Annotated in this window: 13 protein-coding genes; 8 read left to right on the top strand and 5 right to left on the bottom strand. The window is 61.6% G+C overall.

The window, feature by feature from the left end; translation table 11 throughout:
* The first annotated feature begins 71 nt into the window (after positions 1-71).
* Positions 72-1,994 (top strand): hybrid sensor histidine kinase/response regulator, encoded by a 1,923-nt coding sequence (locus V3W27_RS04175; RefSeq protein WP_330205994.1) that lies wholly within the window; start codon positions 72-74, stop codon positions 1,992-1,994.
* Positions 1,995-2,060: 66 nt separating this feature from the next.
* On the top strand, positions 2,061-2,597 hold the full coding sequence (locus tag V3W27_RS04170; protein ID WP_007967008.1) for a hypothetical protein: 537 nt from the start codon (positions 2,061-2,063) through the stop codon (positions 2,595-2,597).
* Positions 2,598-2,651: 54 nt separating this feature from the next.
* Here V3W27_RS04170 and V3W27_RS04165 read toward each other — a convergent pair whose 3' ends face one another.
* The 5 genes from V3W27_RS04165 to V3W27_RS04145 form a co-directional block, all read right to left on the bottom strand.
* Positions 2,652-2,948, bottom strand: coding sequence for a hypothetical protein (locus V3W27_RS04165; protein WP_007967009.1), 297 nt, complete (start codon positions 2,946-2,948; stop codon positions 2,652-2,654).
* 187 nt (positions 2,949-3,135) lie between these two features.
* Positions 3,136-4,479, bottom strand: a complete 1,344-nt coding sequence (locus V3W27_RS04160; protein ID WP_210557182.1) for a cation:proton antiporter — start codon at positions 4,477-4,479, stop codon at positions 3,136-3,138.
* A 36-nt stretch (positions 4,480-4,515) separates the two neighbouring features.
* Entirely contained in the window at positions 4,516-5,127 is a 612-nt protein-coding gene (locus V3W27_RS04155) for a Yip1 family protein (protein ID WP_330205993.1), read from the bottom strand.
* Between the two features lie 87 nt (positions 5,128-5,214).
* On the bottom strand, positions 5,215-6,072 hold the full coding sequence (locus V3W27_RS04150; protein WP_330205992.1) for a glucose 1-dehydrogenase: 858 nt from the start codon (positions 6,070-6,072) through the stop codon (positions 5,215-5,217).
* Between the two features lie 197 nt (positions 6,073-6,269).
* Positions 6,270-7,424 carry a MalY/PatB family protein gene (locus V3W27_RS04145; protein WP_330205991.1) on the bottom strand — a complete coding sequence of 385 codons (1,155 nt, stop codon included), beginning with the start codon at positions 7,422-7,424 and terminating at the stop codon, positions 6,270-6,272.
* Between the two features lie 324 nt (positions 7,425-7,748).
* On the opposite strand from V3W27_RS04145, the gene fdnG reads away from it, so the two are divergent.
* Genes fdnG through selB form a run of 6 tightly spaced genes read left to right on the top strand, consistent with a single transcriptional unit; the run spans position 7,749 to position 16,717 of the window.
* A complete protein-coding gene (gene fdnG / locus V3W27_RS04140; RefSeq protein WP_330205990.1) occupies positions 7,749-10,814 on the top strand; it encodes a formate dehydrogenase-N subunit alpha in 3,066 nt (1,021 codons plus the stop codon).
* Positions 10,815-11,750, top strand: a complete 936-nt coding sequence (fdxH, locus tag V3W27_RS04135; protein ID WP_139053947.1) for a formate dehydrogenase subunit beta — start codon at positions 10,815-10,817, stop codon at positions 11,748-11,750.
* Positions 11,747-12,412 carry a formate dehydrogenase subunit gamma gene (locus V3W27_RS04130; RefSeq protein WP_183779865.1) on the top strand — a complete coding sequence of 222 codons (666 nt, stop codon included), beginning with the start codon at positions 11,747-11,749 and terminating at the stop codon, positions 12,410-12,412. Before fdxH ends, V3W27_RS04130 begins: the two co-directional genes overlap by 4 nt.
* Before the next feature lie 3 nt (positions 12,413-12,415).
* Complete coding sequence (gene fdhE, locus V3W27_RS04125; RefSeq protein ID WP_330205989.1) at positions 12,416-13,342, top strand: formate dehydrogenase accessory protein FdhE; 927 nt, start codon at positions 12,416-12,418, stop codon at positions 13,340-13,342.
* A gap of 49 nt (positions 13,343-13,391) precedes the next feature.
* A complete protein-coding gene (selA, locus tag V3W27_RS04120; protein WP_330205988.1) occupies positions 13,392-14,804 on the top strand; it encodes an L-seryl-tRNA(Sec) selenium transferase in 1,413 nt (470 codons plus the stop codon).
* Entirely contained in the window at positions 14,801-16,717 is a 1,917-nt protein-coding gene (gene selB / locus V3W27_RS04115; protein WP_330206255.1) for a selenocysteine-specific translation elongation factor, read from the top strand. The genes selA and selB overlap by 4 nt, the downstream gene beginning before the upstream one ends.
* The last annotated feature ends 1 nt before the right edge of the window (position 16,718 follow it).

The raw sequence follows: 16,718 nt of genomic DNA, 5'->3' as shown, positions 1-16,718 counted from the left end.
AGCGCGTTTGCACCTTCCCATGGCGCCGGATTGCCGCATACTTGCGCTAATGAAAACCAGCGGTGAACCTGATGAGTGACAACCCGAGCAAAACTGCCGCGATCGAGGAGATGCGTTTTCGTCTGCTGATCGATGCGGTGGTCGATTATGCGATTTACATGATCGATCCAGACGGCATCATCACCAGCTGGAACTCCGGCGCGAAACGCTTCAAGGGCTACGAAGAGGCGGAGATTCTCGGCGAGCATTTCTCGCGCTTCTATACCGCCGATGATCGTGTGGCGGGCCTGCCGCAACGCGCGCTCGACACGGCTCTGCGCGAAGGACGCTTCGAAGGCGAGGGCTGGCGGGTGCGCAAGGATGGCACCAGCTTCTGGTGCCATGTGGTCATCGATCCGATCATTGATCCCAACGGCAAAGTGCTCGGCTATGCCAAGATCACCCGTGACCTGACCGACCGCAAAATGGCCGAGGAAACCCTCAAGCAAAGCGAACAGCAGTTTCGCCTGCTGGTGCAGGGTGTCACCGATTATGCGATCTACATGCTCAGCCCCGAAGGTCGTGTGAGCAACTGGAATCAGGGCGCCCAGCGGATCAAGGGGTACCAGCCGGAAGAAATCATCGGCCAGCATTTTTCGATTTTCTACACCCCGGAAGACCGCGTGGCCGGCGAACCGCAACGGGCACTGGAGATTGCCACCCGCGAGGGCCGTTTCGAGAACAAGAGCTGGCGCATGCGCAAGGATGGCACGCGGTTTCTGGCCCACGTGGTGGTCGATGCCATTCGCGGCGAAACCGGCACGCTGCTCGGGTTTGCCAAGATCACCCGCGATGTCACCGAAGCCCATGAGTCGCAAGTGGCGCTGGAAAAGACCCGCGAAGCGCTGTTTCAGGCGCAGAAGATGCAAGCCATCGGTCAGCTCAGCGGCGGCATCGCCCATGACTTCAACAATCTGCTGACGGTGATTCTGGGCAATCTGGAGATTCTGCAAAAGCGCATCGGTGACGATCCGAAAAACAGCCGTCTGCTGGAAAACGCCACGCAGGGTGCGTTGCGTGGCGTATCGCTGACCCAACGCATGCTGGCCTTCGCCCGCCGTCAGGAACTCAAGACCGAGCCGGTCGATATCCCGCAACTGGTGCAAGGCATCACCGGACTGTTGCGCAGCTCGATAGGCCCCGGGATTCGCATCGAGACACGCTTTCCCGAGGATCTGCAACCGGTGCTGGCCGACAGCAACCAACTGGAACTGGCCTTGCTCAATCTGGCGACCAACGCCCGCGACGCCATGGTCGACGGTGGCAGCCTGTGCATTACCGCGCAGCCTGAAGTCGTGCTTGAGCAAAGCCATTCATCAATGGCGGCCGGGCACTATGTGTGCCTGAGCGTGATCGACACGGGCGAGGGCATGGACGAAGCCACGCTGGGTTCGGCCAGGGATCCGTTTTTCACCACCAAGGGCGTGGGCAAGGGCACCGGGCTGGGCCTGTCGATGGTGCATGGTTTTATCGAGCAACTGGGCGGCCGTTTCATTCTCAAGAGCGAAAAAGGCCATGGCACCCGCGCTGAAATGTGGATACCGGTGGCGCTGGCCGGGGAGACGGCAAAAAACCTCTACCCGGCGGTCAAACCGGTGTTGGTGCCGCGCCTCAGCGTTCTGGTGGTGGACGACGATTCGCTGGTGATGACCAGCACCACGCTGCTGCTCGAAGACCTTGGCCATCGCGTGATCAGCGCCACGTCCGGTGCCAAGGCGCTGGCGTTGTTCGAGCAGGGCGAAGTCATCGACCTGATGATCACCGACATGGCCATGCCGCAGATGAGCGGCGCGCAACTGGCGCATGCGGTGCGTTTGCTCAAGCCGGATCTGCCGATCATTCTGGCCACCGGTTACGCCGAACGTCTGGAAGGCTTTGCCGCGCAATTGCCGCGTCTGCCCAAGCCATTCACCCAGCTCAACCTGGCGGAAATCATCGCGCAGTCGATGAAGTGAATCCGCCTGAACTTGTCCGTGGCGAGGGCCTTCTAAAAGGTTTCCCCGCCACGGAGTGCGCGTCCCTTGCCTCGCATACTGACTGAGCCCAGCGCTGAAGAGCACCTGACTGAACACGACGCCAAGATGTTCGGCTCACCCAAGGAACGGCTGGACTTCTATCGCAAGGAAATCCAGTACGAAACCAGCATCCTCGCCAATCGCACCGATGCCTATCTGGCGGCGCAGTCGTTTCTGGTGATTGCCTTCGCTTCGTGCATGGCCAACCTCAACCCCGAGTGGGGCAAGCTGTTCACGCTGGTGGTGCCGCCGTTTCTCGCACTGCTCGGGCTGCTCAGTTCGCTCAACGCCTGGCCGGGGATTCGTGCGGCGTACGACATCATCGATCACTGGCACTACAAGCAGAGCGAGTTGTTGCGCAGCGAGCCGATCATGGGCATGGCTTACGACGAGTCGCCGCTGTTCAGTGAAATGGAGTCGAGCCACAAGGGCTATCGCAAGTCGCTGTTGTTTTCGGTGCGCACGCCCTGGATTTTCGCCACGTTCTGGATCCTGCTCGGGGCTTACGCGGTGTTCATTCAGGTGACCAACCCCGGGGGCTGAACGCCGCCCAAAGAAAAAGCCCGGACATCGCTGCCGGGCTTTTTCTTGTGTGCTTTATTCGACGGTTTCAAGTTGCCGACGCAATTCCTGCGAGTGATGCGGTGACATTGGAATCGGCGGGAAGTCTTCGTTGAGGACGCACAAGTGATCGATGGCTTCCTCGAACTTCGCATCGGCTTTGCGGCGCAGTGCTCGATAGTGCTCAAACTGTTCGAGGTCCAGATTGTCCGCTTCCAGCAGCTCGTAAGCCGCTCGGTTGAGGGCGTGGGCATCTTCGAACAGTTGACGATTGCGTTCCAGGGCCAAAGCCCTGCAAGCCTTGATTTGTGCCGGAGTCGAGCATTCTTTCATGACCGTGACCTTGTTATCCAAAGATTCCTCTTCATGGGCTGCAAGCCGCAGGGGAACCGAACCTGCCGGACCTCGCCGAGTGCATCCAGCGAGGGGTTATGGTTGTGACTGTCGGTTTTGGCCGAGGGATCCATTTATTTTCAGAAAAAACTTCGATGGATTTCCCGACATATTGCCGCCGGAAAAATCAGTTTTTTCGTTTTTGCCGTTGTTCGTAGCGCGCCAGCAGCGGCTGGGTGCTGATGCCATGCAGTAAAATGCTCAGCGCTACCACGGACAGGGTGATGTTGGTGCACAACGTCGCGACTGAAGGACTGAGGCCATGGTTCAAGGCATAAAACAGATAGAACAGACTGCCGATCCCGCGAATGCCGAACCAACCGATCAACAGCCGCTGACCACCGTCGAGCAAAGTGCCCCAAGGCATCAACGCGACGCAGGCCGGACGCACCACGCAGAACAGCACCGCGCCAATGACCAGTGCCCGCCAGTCCCAATGCGGCACCAGCACCACACCGAGCAGGGTCACCAGAAACACTTCCATGGCCCGTTCCACCAGACTGCCGAATGAGAGCATGTCGCCCATCATGATGCCGGCGGCGACCTGACTGCTCTCCAGTCGTTCGGTATCGCCGTGCACCGCGTGCTGCGGTTCGATGTTCTGGTGGCCGACCACCGGTTGCACCAGATGTTCGGCGGGCGGCTGGCTGGCGCCGGTGGATTTGACTTCTTCCTGACGCAAGCCGAGGCCCGCGGCGAATACCGACAGAAAACCATAACCGCCAATCGCATCTGCGCCGACGTAAGCCAGGGCAATCAGCGACAGCGCCAGATAATCATTCGGGCTCAGGGTGCTGTCGTCGTTGCGGATGCGCAACGACAGCGTCAACCGACCGATGCCGCGCCCCATCCAGTAACCGGTGAGCAAACCGACCGGCACCGCCCAGAGCAAGCCGTGCAGCACCCAATCGGTCAAGGCGCCGGGTTGCGCGTCGGCCTGCAACAGCAGCAATCCGAGAATCACGAACGGGAACGCGATGCCGTCATTGAGCCCGGCTTCTCCGGAAAGGCCGAAGCGCACGCTGTCGACATCCCGTGCGTCGTTGACCTGCACCAGCGCGGCCAGCACCGGGTCGGTCGGCGCCAGCATCGCCCCGATCAACAGCGACGGCCCCCACGACAGTTGCAGGCCCCAGTGCAGCAACACGCTGACCCCGGCGATGGTCACGACCATCACCGGGCCCGCCAGTCCGAACGCAATCCGCCAACGCTTGTCGCGCAGCGGCAGACGCAACTTCAGCCCGCAGACAAACAGCGAAAACAGTACCGCCACTTCCGTGAGGTGCTCCATCCATACGGAAGCGTTTTCCAGTGACAGTTTCAGCAAATCCAGACCGCTGGGGCCGATGCCGATCCCCAGCAGCAGGCACACGGCCGAAGTGGTGACCGGCATCCAGCGCAGGTACGACGAGGTCAGCGCGAGGGTCAGCAACACCGCGCCAAGCACCGCGACCCAGATGACAAAGCTCATGTTCGGCCGTCCATCGACGACAGCGTTGGCACCGGGTTAACCAACGGTAGTTCGCAAGTACTCGGGCGCGAGCACGTTGAACCACAGCAGAATCATCGACACCAGAATGGTCACCATCACCAGCAGGCCGACGCCCCAGACGCAAGCCGAATACAGCAGGCCCTGTTCCTTGCGTTCATGCATGAACGTCGGCAGGCCGACGAATAGCAGGAACGTCGAATACACCGACGCGGCACCCAGTACCAGAATCGCCAGCCAGCGGCTCGGATAGAGGCCAGCGATCCCGGCGACGAAGAACGGCGTCACGGTATAGGCAGCGAAACCGATGCACTGGTTAAGCGTGGGGCGTGCGTCGAACGTCCGTGACATCCAGCGGATGAACCCGCCGATGATCGCGACCCCGGCGACAATCGCCACATACAGCAGAATGCTCAGTTGCAGTGCACTGGCCGTGCTCAAGCGTACGGTCTCGCCGGCTGCCAGACTCCAGCCGACATAAGTGGTACCGAGGAACAGACACACGGCGGGAATCAGCGCCAATAGCAGCAGATGCGCCAGATAGTGGCGGGGATGGGCTTCTTCCTCGCGGCGGATGTCAGTCCAGACGAAGTTGGGCTGGGTGAAGAGTTTGATGAGCGGGGCGGACATGACGACCTCCTGATCCTGCGGACCGGTTGGGGCTCTTAAAGGTATGGAGGGACGTCATGCCGCCAGGTTCAGTTTTTCTCGCGCCGCTCAGAGCATCGGCTTGCCGCCGGTAACGCCATAGCGCTGCCCGGTGATGTAACTGGCTTCATCGGAGGCCAGCAGCACGTAAATCGGCGCCACTTCCACCGGTTGCCCCGGGCGGCCGAGCGGGGTGTTGCCGCCGAAGTTCTGCACTTCCTCATCGGGCATGGTCGAGACGATCAGCGGCGTCCAGATTGGTCCGGGGGCCACGCAGTTCACGCGGATCTCTTTCGGCCCGAGGATCTGCGCCAGACCGCCAGTGAAGTTGGCGATCGCGCCCTTGGTGGTGGCGTAGGCGAGCAGGGTCGGTTTGGGCATGTCCGAGTTGACCGAGCTGGTGTTGATGATCGACGCGCCGGGGCGCATGTGTTTGATCGCTGCCTGGCACAACCGGAAAATCGCCGTGATGTTGACGTCGAAGGTCATCACCCATTCTTCGTCGGGGATTTCTTCGAAGGTTTCGTGGGTCATCTGGAACGCAGCGTTGTTGACCAGAATGTCGATGCGCCCGAAGCGTTCGACGGTCTTGTCCACCAGTTCCTGGCAATGGGCCTTGTGCGCGAGGTCGCCGGACAACAACAGGCATTGGCGGCCTGCCTGTTCAACCCAGCGTGCGGTCTCTTTGGCATCTTCATGTTCATTCAGATAAGCCACGACCACGTCTGCACCTTCACGGGCAAAGGCAATCGCCACCGCGCGGCCAATGCCGCTGTCGGCACCAGTAATCAGCGCAATCTTGCCAGCCAGCCGCCCGGAGCCAACGTAGCTTTGCTCGCCGCAGTCGGGATACGGCTGCATTTTGCTTTGCGCACCGGGGACGGCTTGGGCTTGTGCGGGGAAGGGTGGTTTTGGATAGTCGGTCATCACAGATCTCCGAGGTTCTCAGGGCAGGTATGGGTGGTTGACCCGGACGGTTTGCCGTGAGTTCGATCGGATTTTGGATGACCACAAAACCATTGTAGGAGTGAGCCTGCTCGCGATGGCGGTGTATCAGCCGACATTAATGTGGAATGTCAGTCAGCTATCGCGAGCAGGCTCACTCCTACAGATTGGTGGTGTTTTCAGATATTGCGGTTTGTCAGGGCGCGCTCCATGCGGTTGATGCCTTCTTCTAGCAACGAGCGCGGGCAGCCGAAGTTCAGGCGCACGAATTGTTGGTGCTGATCGCCGAAATCCAGACCGGGGCTCAGGCCGACTTTGGCCTGTTCGAGGAAGAACTGTTGCGGATTGTCCAGGTCCAGCGCCGAGCAATCGAGCCACGCCAGATACGTCCCTTGCGGCACATTGATCGTCACCCCCGGCAAGCGGTTGCGCACCGCATCCACCAACCAGTCGCGGTTGGCCTGCAGATAGGTTTTCAGTTCGGCCAGCCACGGCGCACCTTCGCTGTAGGCGACGCGGGTGGCTTCCATGCCCAGCGGGTTGACGCTGTCGACCATGCCGCAACGGGCGTGGTTGACGCGCTCGCGCAGGGCGGCGTCCTGGATGATCATGAACGAGGTCTTGAGGCCGGCGATGTTGTAGGCCTTGCTCGCCGACATCAGGGTGATCGTGCGCTTGGCGATTTCCGGGCTGAGGGACGCGGTCGGAATGTGCACGCGGCCGTCGAAGCACAGCTCGGCGTGGATCTCGTCGGAGATGATCCAGGCGTCCTGTGCCGCACAGATATCCGCTACGGCTTGCAGCTCCTCACGGCCAAACACCTTGCCGATCGGGTTGTGCGGGTTGCTCAGGAGCAGGGCGCCGCCGCCGTTCAGCGATTCGCGCAAGGTCTCCAGCGGGGTGGCGTAGGTGCCATCGGCCTGAGGGATGAATTCCAGCTCGACCTTGTTCAGCCCCCAATGCCCCGGCGCATGCCGCAGCGGCGGGTAGTTCGGCACCTGCACCACGACGTTTTGCTGCGGCTGCACCAGCGCTTTCAAAGCCATGTTGAAACCGGATTCAACGCCCGGCAGGAAGATCAGCTCCTGCGGTTTGACCTTCCAGGCGAACTTGTCCCACAGGTCGGCGACGATCGCCTCACGCAAGTTGTCCTGCGCCACGCTGTAACCCACCAGTGGGTGCAACAGGCGCTGCTGCAATGCCTCGATGATCACCGGTGGCGCGGCGAAATCCATATCAGCGACCCACATCGGCAACACATCGGCCGGGTAGCGGCTCCACTTGGTGCTGCCGGTGTTGTGGCGGTCGAATAGCTGATCAAAATCGAAAGTCATGCGCGGTCTCGTGAAGGCGGGTTGTTCATGGGTGCCATGATAAACCCATGACACTTTGGGGATACACAAAACCTGTGGGAGCGAGCCTGCTCGCGAAGGCGGTGTGTCAGTCAATATTTGTCTCAACTGACAGGGCCTCTTCGCGAGCAGGCTCGCTCCCACAGGTTTTCCAGGGCATGACCGATTGTCGCCGACGGTCGGTTTTCACACAGAGTGTGTGGTCATTGTCTACAATGAAAAAGCCGGCAGGCATTCTGCCGTAACCGTGTTTGTCCAGAAAAAGCCCGGCTCAAGTACCGGGTTCCACCTGATCAGGAGTGCACGATGGATCTCAGCCGTCGTCAATTCTTCAAGGTCGCCGGTATCGGCCTTGCAGGCTCTAGCCTGGGCGCGTTGGGCATGGCCCCGACGCTGGCCTTCGCCGAGCAGGTGCGTCACTTCAAGCTTGCCCACACCCATGAAACCCGCAACACCTGCCCGTATTGCTCGGTCGGTTGCGGGTTGATCATGTACAGCCAGGGCGATGCCGCGAAGAACGTCGCGCAAAATATCATTCACATCGAGGGCGACGCCGACCACCCGGTCAACCGCGGCACCCTGTGTCCAAAAGGCGCGGGCCTGCTGGACTTCATTCACAGCCCGGGCCGTCTGCAGTACCCGCAGATGCGCAAGCCCGGCAGCAGCGAATGGACCCGGATCAGCTGGGATGAAGCGCTGGATCGCATCGCCGACCTGATGAAGGCCGACCGCGACGCCAACTTCATCGAGAAAAATTCCACCGGGCAAACGGTGAATCGCTGGCTGACCACCGGGTTTCTCGCCGCGTCGGCAGCGTCCAACGAAGCCGGTTACATCACCCAGAAGGTGATTCGCAGTCTTGGCATGCTGGGGTTCGATAACCAGGCGCGTGTCTGACACGGCCCGACGGTGGCAAGTCTTGCCCCGACGTACGGCCGTGGAGCCATGACCAACACCTGGACCGATATCGCCAACGCGAATCTGATCCTGGTGATGGGTGGCAATGCAGCAGAAGCGCATCCATGCGGCTTCAAATGGGTGACCGAAGCCAAGGCGCATAACGCCGCCCGGCTGATCGTGGTCGACCCGCGTTTTACCCGGACCGCTTCGGTGGCCGACTATTACGCGCCGATCCGTACCGGTACCGACATCGCCTTCATGGGCGGGCTGATCAATTACCTGCTGACTCAGGACAAGATCCAGCACGAATACGTGCGCAACTACACCGACGTCTCGTTCATCGTCAAAGCCGGCTATGGCTTTGAAGACGGCATCTTCAGCGGCTACGACGCGGCCAAACGCAGCTACACCGACAAATCCGGCTGGGGTTACGAGTTGGGCGAGGACGGCTTCGTCAAGGTCGACCCGACCCTGCAGGATCCGCGCTGCGTCTATCAATTGATGAAGCAGCATTACAGCCGCTACAACATTGAGCTGGCGAGCCAGATCTGTGGAATGCCGGTCGATGCGATGCAGAAAATCTGGGATGAGATTGCCACGTGCTCCACACCGGGCAAAACCATGACCATTCTCTATGCCCTCGGCTGGACGCAGCACTCGATCGGCGCGCAGATCATCCGCAGTGCGGCGATGGTGCAACTGCTGCTGGGCAACGTCGGCATGCCGGGCGGCGGAGTCAATGCCTTGCGTGGGCACTCGAACATTCAGGGCCTGACCGACCTCGGGTTGCTGTCCAACTCGCTGCCGGGCTATCTGACCCTGGGTGGCGATGCCGAGCAGGACTACAACGCCTTTATCAAAAAACGTACGCAAATGCCGTTGCGTCCGGGGCAGTTGTCCTACTGGCAGAACTACAGCAAATTCCACGTCAGCCTGATGAAGTCCTGGTACGGCGCCAACGCCACGCTGGAGAACAACTGGAATTACGACTACCTGCCGAAACTGGATATCCCGAACTACGACGTCCTGAAGATGTTCGACCTGATGAGCCAGGGCAAGGTCAACGGCTACATGTGCCAGGGCTTCAACCCGATCGCTGCGTTGCCGGACAAGAACCGGGTGATGGCTGCGCTGGCCAAACTCAAATGGCTGGTAGTGATGGATCCGCTGGCCACCGAAACCTCGGAGTTCTGGCAGAACGTCGGGCCATACAACGATGTGAAAAGCGCCGAGATCCAGACCGAAGTGATTCGCCTGCCGACCACCTGCTTTGCCGAGGAGGACGGCTCGCTGGTTAATAGCAGTCGCTGGCTGCAATGGCACTGGAAAGGCGCCGACGGCCCCGGTGAAGCGCAAACCGACATCCGCATCATGAGCGAACTGTTCCTGCGTCTGCGCAAACGTTATCAGGCCGAGGGCGGCAAGTTCCCCGATCCGCTGCTGAACCTGTCGTGGCCGTACAAGATCCCCGACGAGCCATCGCCGGAGGAGCTGGCCAAAGAGATCAACGGCAGCGCCATGGCCGACTTCACCGATGCCAGCGGCGTGGCGGTCAAGGCCGGTTCGCAACTGGCCGGGTTCGGGTTGCTCAAGGACGACGGCAGCACCGCGTCCGGTTGCTGGATCTTCGCCGGCAGCTGGACCGAAGCCGGTAACCAGATGGCCCGGCGTGACAATGCCGACCCGTATGGCATGCATCAGCATCAGGGCTGGGCCTGGGCGTGGCCGGCCAATCGGCGGATTCTCTACAACCGCGCTTCGGCGGACGTCGCGGGCAAACCGTGGGATCCGAAAAAACGCCTCGTATGGTGGAACGGCAAGGCCTGGGGCGGCACCGATGTGCCGGACTACAAGGCCGATGTGCCGCCGGAAGCCGGGATGAACCCGTTCATCATGAACCCGGAAGGCGTGGCGCGGTTCTTCGCCGTCGACAAGATGAACGAAGGGCCATTCCCCGAGCACTACGAGCCGTTCGAAACGCCGATCGGCATCAACCCGCTGCACCCGCAAAACAAGAAAGCCATCAGCAATCCGGCGGCGCGGATCTTCGATTCGGTCTGGGAAAGCCTCGGCGAAGCCAAGGACTTCCCGTACGCCGGCACCAGTTACCGGTTGACCGAGCACTTCCACTTCTGGAGCAAGCATTGCAAGTTGAATGCGATTGCCCAGCCCGAGCAGTTCGTCGAAATCGGCGAAGTGCTGGCGAAGGAGAAGGGCATCGCGGCCGGGGATCGGGTGCGGGTCAGCTGCAAGCGCGGGTTCATCGAGGCGGTGGCGGTGGTGACCAAACGCATCCGGCCGCTGCAGGTCAACGGCCAGGTGGTGCATCAGATCGGCATCCCGCTGCACTGGGGATTCACCGGTCAGACGCGTCACGGTTACCTGACCAACACCCTGGTGCCGTTCCTCGGCGATGGCAACACACAGACCCCGGAATCCAAGTCATTCCTGGTCAACGTGGAGAAACTGTAAATGGCCAGCCAAGACATCATTGCCCGCTCGGCCACCACCACGGTGCCGCCCTCGGTGAGGAATCAGCAGGAAGTCGCCAAGCTGATCGACACCACCAAATGCATTGGCTGCAAAGCCTGCCAGGTCGCCTGCTCGGAATGGAACGAGCTGCGCGACGAGGTCGGCCACAACCACGGCACCTACGACAACCCGCAGGATCTGAGCGCAGAAACCTGGACCTTGATGCGCTTCACCGAACACGAAACCGACGCCGGCAACCTCGAGTGGCTGATCCGCAAGGACGGCTGCATGCATTGCGCCGAGCCGGGTTGCCTGGCGGCATGTCCGAGTCCCGGGGCGATCATCAAGCATGCCAACGGCATCGTCGATTTCGATCAGGATCACTGCATCGGCTGCGGTTACTGCATCACCGGTTGCCCGTTCAACATTCCGCGCATCTCGCAGAAGGATCACAAGGCCTACAAATGCACCTTGTGTTCCGACCGCGTCGCGGTAGGGCTGGAGCCGGCCTGCGTGAAAACCTGTCCTACCGGCGCCATCGTCTTCGGCACCAAGGAAGACATGAAGGAACACGCCGCCGAACGCATCGTCGATTTAAAAAGCCGTGGCTTCGACAACGCCGGGCTGTATGACCCGGAAGGCGTCGGCGGCACTCACGTGATGTATGTGTTGCACCACGCCGACACGCCGAAGATCTACGCCGGGTTGCCAGAGGCGCCGGCCATCAGCCCGCTGGTGGGCTTGTGGAAAGGCATCAGCAAACCGTTGGGCCTGCTGGCGATGGGTGCGGCGGTGCTGGCCGGGTTCTTCCACTATGTGCGTATCGGGCCGAACCGCACCGAGGAGGATGATCATCCGACGCCGCCCGATACCTCGGTGCATGTCGTCGATCCGGCGGTGCACACCTTCGATCCACGCGGGGAGGACCGGCCATGAGCAACAAGACGATCCTGCGCTACACCGCCAACCAGCGCACCAATCACTGGCTGGTGGCGATTCTGTTCTTCATGGCCGGGCTGTCCGGGCTGGCGTTGTTTCATCCGTCGATGTTCTGGCTGACGAACCTGTTCGGCGGCGGGCCGTGGACGCGAATTCTGCACCCGTTCATGGGCGTGCTGATGTTCGTGTTGTTCCTCGGCCTGGTGTTCCGCTTCTGGCGCGCGAACTTCTTTATCGACAACGACTGGAAGTGGATGCGCCGCATTGATCGGGTGCTGGTCAACGATGAAGAAAGCGCGCCGCCGGTGGGCAAGTACAACGCCGGGCAGAAGATGCTGTTCTGGACTTTACTGCTGTGCATGCTCGGGTTGCTGTTCACCGGGCTGGTGATCTGGCGCGCGTATTTCAGTGCGTACTTCGGCATCACCGTGATCCGCTGGGCCATGCTCCTGCATGCGCTGGCCGGGTTTGTGCTGATCCTCAGCATTATCGTGCACATCTACGCCGGGCTGTGGATCAAGGGTTCGGTGGACGCGATGCTGCATGGTTGGGTCAGCCGCGCCTGGGCGAAGAAGCACCATGAACTGTGGTATCGCGACATCACCCGCGATGAACGCAATCCGGACGTGCCGGAGCGACCGATCACCAAAAAGGGCTGACTTTTGGCAACCATTCTTGAACCCGGGGAAATCGAAGCGGCGGCCAGTTCGCCGCCGTTTCTGCACCTGCCGCCGCACAATCTGTTCACTTTGCGCGCCCAGCGCCTGGAGCAATTGGCTCACGGGCATCCGCTGGCCGATTACCTGCGACTGATCGCCGGATTGTGCCGGGCTCAGCAGGAGGTTTTCGACGATCCACCGCTGACGGTACCGTTTGATCAACAAAGAATTGAAGCCTGTCAGTTGCATGGTTTGCCGCCGTTTGCTGCCGACACATTGGTGCGCGAGGAGGGCTGGCAGGTTTATCTGGATGCTCTGTTGCAACGCTATGTGCCGCCCGATCAACCCGCCGTAGTCGACGCGCTCGCCACACTGCGCAGCGCCAGTGCCGGCCAGTTGCGTGCGTGGGCGGTGGCGTTGGTCAGCGGTCAATATTCGATGGTGCCGGCGCAGTTGGTGCCGTTTCTCGGCGCCGGGTTGCAAGCGGCGTGGAGCCACTGGCTGCTCAGCGCACCGAACCTGCAACTGAAACCCGGCGACAGCCTCAGCCAGTGCCCGGGGTGCGGTTCACCGGCGATGGCCGGGGTGATCCGCCATCGCGGCAAACACAACGGCCTGCGTTATCTGGTGTGTTCGTTGTGCGCCTGCGAATGGCACGTGGTGCGGGTCAAGTGCGTGTATTGCGAGTCGAGCAAAGGCCTGGATTACCTGAGCCTGGAGGACGATCGCCACGCCGCCAATCAGGCGCCGATTCGCGCGGAAGTGTGCCCCAGCTGCAACAGCTACCTGAAACTGGTTTATCTGGAGAACGATGCCGAAGGCGAAGCGTTGTCCGCCGATCTCAGCAGCCTGCTGCTCGACATGCGTCTGGCGCAGGACGGTTTTCAGCGTCGGGCGCCGAATCTGTTGCTGGCGCCGGGAGACGAATGACCAGAGCGTCTACACTCGCCGGACAGTCTTGTTTTTTCGGGAGTGGCTGATGTCTTCGAGCGTTGCCCTGCGGTTGCCTTCCATTGATGGTTTGTTGCGTCACCCGGCCTGTGTGCCGTTGGCCGAGCGTTATGGTCGCGAGTCGTTGCTGGCCAGCTTGCGCCAGTTGCTCGATGAGTTGCGATCCAGCGTGTTGAACGGCCAATTGTCAGCCGTCGAAATCAGCCCTGACGTGCTCGCCGGGCGGGTTGGTGAGCGTCTGGCCCAGCAGCAGCGCAGCAACGTGCGGCGGGTGTTCAACCTCACCGGCACGGTGCTGCACACCAATCTTGGCCGGGCGTTGTTACCGGATGAAGCCATCGACGCGGTGCAGATGGCCGCACGTTATCCGCTCAATCTGGAATTCGATCTGGCGACCGGCAAGCGCGGTGATCGCGACGACCTGATCGAAGGCCTGATCCGCGAACTGACCGGCGCCGAAGCCGTCACCGTGGTCAACAATAATGCCGCTGCGGTGTTGCTGACGCTGAACAGCCTCGGCGCGCGCAAGGAAGGCATCATCTCGCGCGGCGAACTGATCGAAATCGGTGGCGCGTTCCGCATCCCCGACATCATGGCCCGCGCCGGCGTGCGCCTGCATGAAGTCGGTACCACCAACCGCACCCACGCCCGCGACTACGAAGCAGCGATCAGCCCACGCAGCGGCTTGATCATGCGCGTGCATGCGAGCAACTACAGCATCGAAGGCTTTACCGCCCGGGTGCCCACCGCCGAACTGGCCGAGCTGGCGCATCGGCACGGCTTGCCGCTGCTGGAGGATCTGGGCAGCGGCAGTCTGCTGGACTTGACCCGTTGGGGTCTGCCGGCGGAACCGACGGTAAGGCAAGCGCTGCTCGACGGTGCGGACATCGTCACCTTCAGCGGCGACAAATTGCTCGGCGGGCCGCAGGCCGGGTTGATTGTCGGGCGCAAAGACCTGATCGCGAAGATCAAGAAAAATCCGTTGAAGCGTGCTTTGCGGGTCGACAAGTTGACCCTGGCGGCGCTGGAAGCGGTGCTTGGCCTGTATCGCGATCCGGATCGCCTCGCTGAACGTCTGCCGAGCCTGCGGCTGTTGACTCGCCCGCAAGCCGACATTCTCGCCCAGGCCTCTCGTTTGCAACCGGCGATGGCTGAAGTCTTGGGCGAACCGTGGCAGGTCAGCGCCGTGCAGGCGTTGGGCATGATCGGCAGCGGCAGCCAACCGGTGGCGCGGTTGCCGAGTGCGGCGCTGTGCTTGCGCCCGCAAGTGTCCAAGCGTTTGCGCGGGCGTTGTCTGCTGAATCTGGAAGCTGCGTTGCGTAATTTGCCGATTCCGGTGCTGGGTCGAATTGACGACGACGCGCTATGGCTCGATCTACGCCAACTCGATGACGAGCCGGCGTGGCTGGCGCAGTTGCCGCAGTTGCAGGTCGAGTCGTGATCGTCGGCACCGCCGGGCACATCGACCACGGCAAGACCTCGCTGCTGCAAGCCCTGACCGGGCAAACCGGCGACCGCCGCCCGCAGGAACGCGAGCGTGGGATGACCATCGACCTCGGTTATCTCTACGCGGAACTGGAAGCCGGTGCTGGGCTGACCGGGTTCATCGACGTGCCGGGCCACGAGAAATTCACCCACAACATGCTCGCCGGCGCGCAGGGCATCGATCTGGTGTTGCTGGTGGTGGCGGCGGATGACGGGGTGATGCCGCAGACCCGCGAGCATCTGGCGATTGTCCAATTGCTGGGCATTCCCCGAGCGCTGGTGGCGATCACCAAATGCGACCGGGTTGAAGCGGGCAGGGTGGAGGAGGTGCAGCGCCAGGTTCTCGATCTGCTCGAAGCTGGGCCATTCGCCGATGCACCGACGCTGGCGGTGTCGAGCGTGACCGGGCAGGGCGTCGATGAACTGCGCCAGAGCTTGCTGCAGATCCAGAGCGAAGTGCATGAGCGCAGCCGCAAAGGTGCTTTTCGCCTGGCCATCGACCGCGCATTCAGTGTGGCGGGCGCCGGAATTGTGGTGACCGGCACGGCGTTGTCGGGAACGGTGTCAGTCGGGGAAAAACTGGCCCTCGGGCCGTCCGGGAAATCGGTGCGGGTGCGAGGACTGCACGCGCAAAATCAGGCCGCCGAGCAGGCCTTCGCCGGGCAACGGGTGGCGCTGAACATCAGTGGCGATCGATTGACCCTGGAGCAGATCCATCGCGGCCAATGGCTGTTGGCCGAATGGCTGCACGCACCGACGCAACGGGTCGATATCGAGTTTCAGTTGTTGCCCGGTGAGCGCACCTTCGAACACTTTCACCCGGTGCATGTGCACCTCAGTACGCAAGACGTCATCGCCCGCGTGGCGTTGCTCGAAGGCCCGCGCTTGAGTCCCGGTCAGCGCATGTTCGCGCAATTGCTGATCAACGCCCCGGTGCACGCGGTGAAGGGCGATCGCCTGATCCTGCGTGACCACAGCGCGCAACGCACCCTCGGTGGCGGTCAGGTACTCGACCCGTTCGCCCCGGCCCGTCAACGCCGCAGCCCGGAGCGGCTGGCACAACTGCAAGCGCTGGTGGGCAGCGATAGTCTTGAACAAGCGCTGCCGCTGTTGCTCGACCACAGCGCTGGCGGCCTCGATCCGCAACGGCTGGAGCGCCAGTTCAATCGCCCGCGTGAAGACTGGGCACTCCCGGCCAACGTGCGCCTGATCGACACCCGCCAAGGCCCGGTGCTGTTCAACGTGCAGCGTTGGGGCCAGTTGAAGTTCACCTTGTTGGAACTGTTGGCGAAATTGCACGAGCTGGAACCGGACCAGATGGGACCGGATCGCGATCGCCTGCGACGTTTCAGTGGTCTGGCACTGGAGCGCTCAACCTTTGTCAGTCTGCTGGAAGAACTGCGCGCTGCTGGGTCGATCAACGCCAGCGGGCCGTGGTTGCATCTGCCGGATCATCAGGTGCGTTTGAGTGCTGAAGACGAAACCCTGTGGCAGCGCATGCAGCCGCTGTTCGAGCAGGCCGGGTTTGATCCGCCGTGGGTACGTGATGTCGCCAACGTGTTGGGCGTGGATGATGCCGTGGTGCGCCTGCTGTTGCGCAAACTGGCGCGCTTGGGATTGATGCACCAAGTGGTGCGCGACCTGTTTCTGTCTGACGGGCAACTGCGGCGCATGGCCAACATTCTGTTGCAACTGGAGCAGGAAAATCCGTCGATCCAGGTGACAACCTTCCGTGATGCGCTAGGCTTGGGACGCAAACGCTGTATTCAGTACCTGGAATACTTCGACCGCCTCGGCCTGACCCGACGCATCGGCGAATCCCGGGCGATCCGCCATGACAACGCGCTGGCCAGTGCCGACGCACCCTGAG

Origin of the sequence: Pseudomonas sp. AM14(2022), from assembly GCF_036346455.1 — a bacterium.
Lineage (GTDB): Bacteria > Pseudomonadota > Gammaproteobacteria > Pseudomonadales > Pseudomonadaceae > Aquipseudomonas > Aquipseudomonas putida_A.
The sequence above is the reverse complement of the archived record's forward strand: the minus strand, read 5'-3'. Positions and strand labels throughout refer to the sequence as shown.

Coding starts and splice junctions, on each gene's coding strand:
- V3W27_RS04145 (WP_330205991.1), bottom strand. CDS start 7,424: ATGACTTTCGATTTTGATCAGCTATTCGACCGCCACAACACCGGCAGC.
- fdxH (WP_139053947.1), top strand. CDS start 10,815: ATGGCCAGCCAAGACATCATTGCCCGCTCGGCCACCACCACGGTGCCG.
- V3W27_RS04160 (WP_210557182.1), bottom strand. CDS start 4,479: ATGAGCTTTGTCATCTGGGTCGCGGTGCTTGGCGCGGTGTTGCTGACC.
- V3W27_RS04130 (WP_183779865.1), top strand. CDS start 11,747: ATGAGCAACAAGACGATCCTGCGCTACACCGCCAACCAGCGCACCAAT.
- V3W27_RS04150 (WP_330205992.1), bottom strand. CDS start 6,072: ATGACCGACTATCCAAAACCACCCTTCCCCGCACAAGCCCAAGCCGTC.
- selA (WP_330205988.1), top strand. CDS start 13,392: ATGTCTTCGAGCGTTGCCCTGCGGTTGCCTTCCATTGATGGTTTGTTG.
- V3W27_RS04175 (WP_330205994.1), top strand. CDS start 72: ATGAGTGACAACCCGAGCAAAACTGCCGCGATCGAGGAGATGCGTTTT.
- V3W27_RS04155 (WP_330205993.1), bottom strand. CDS start 5,127: ATGTCCGCCCCGCTCATCAAACTCTTCACCCAGCCCAACTTCGTCTGG.
- V3W27_RS04165 (WP_007967009.1), bottom strand. CDS start 2,948: ATGAAAGAATGCTCGACTCCGGCACAAATCAAGGCTTGCAGGGCTTTG.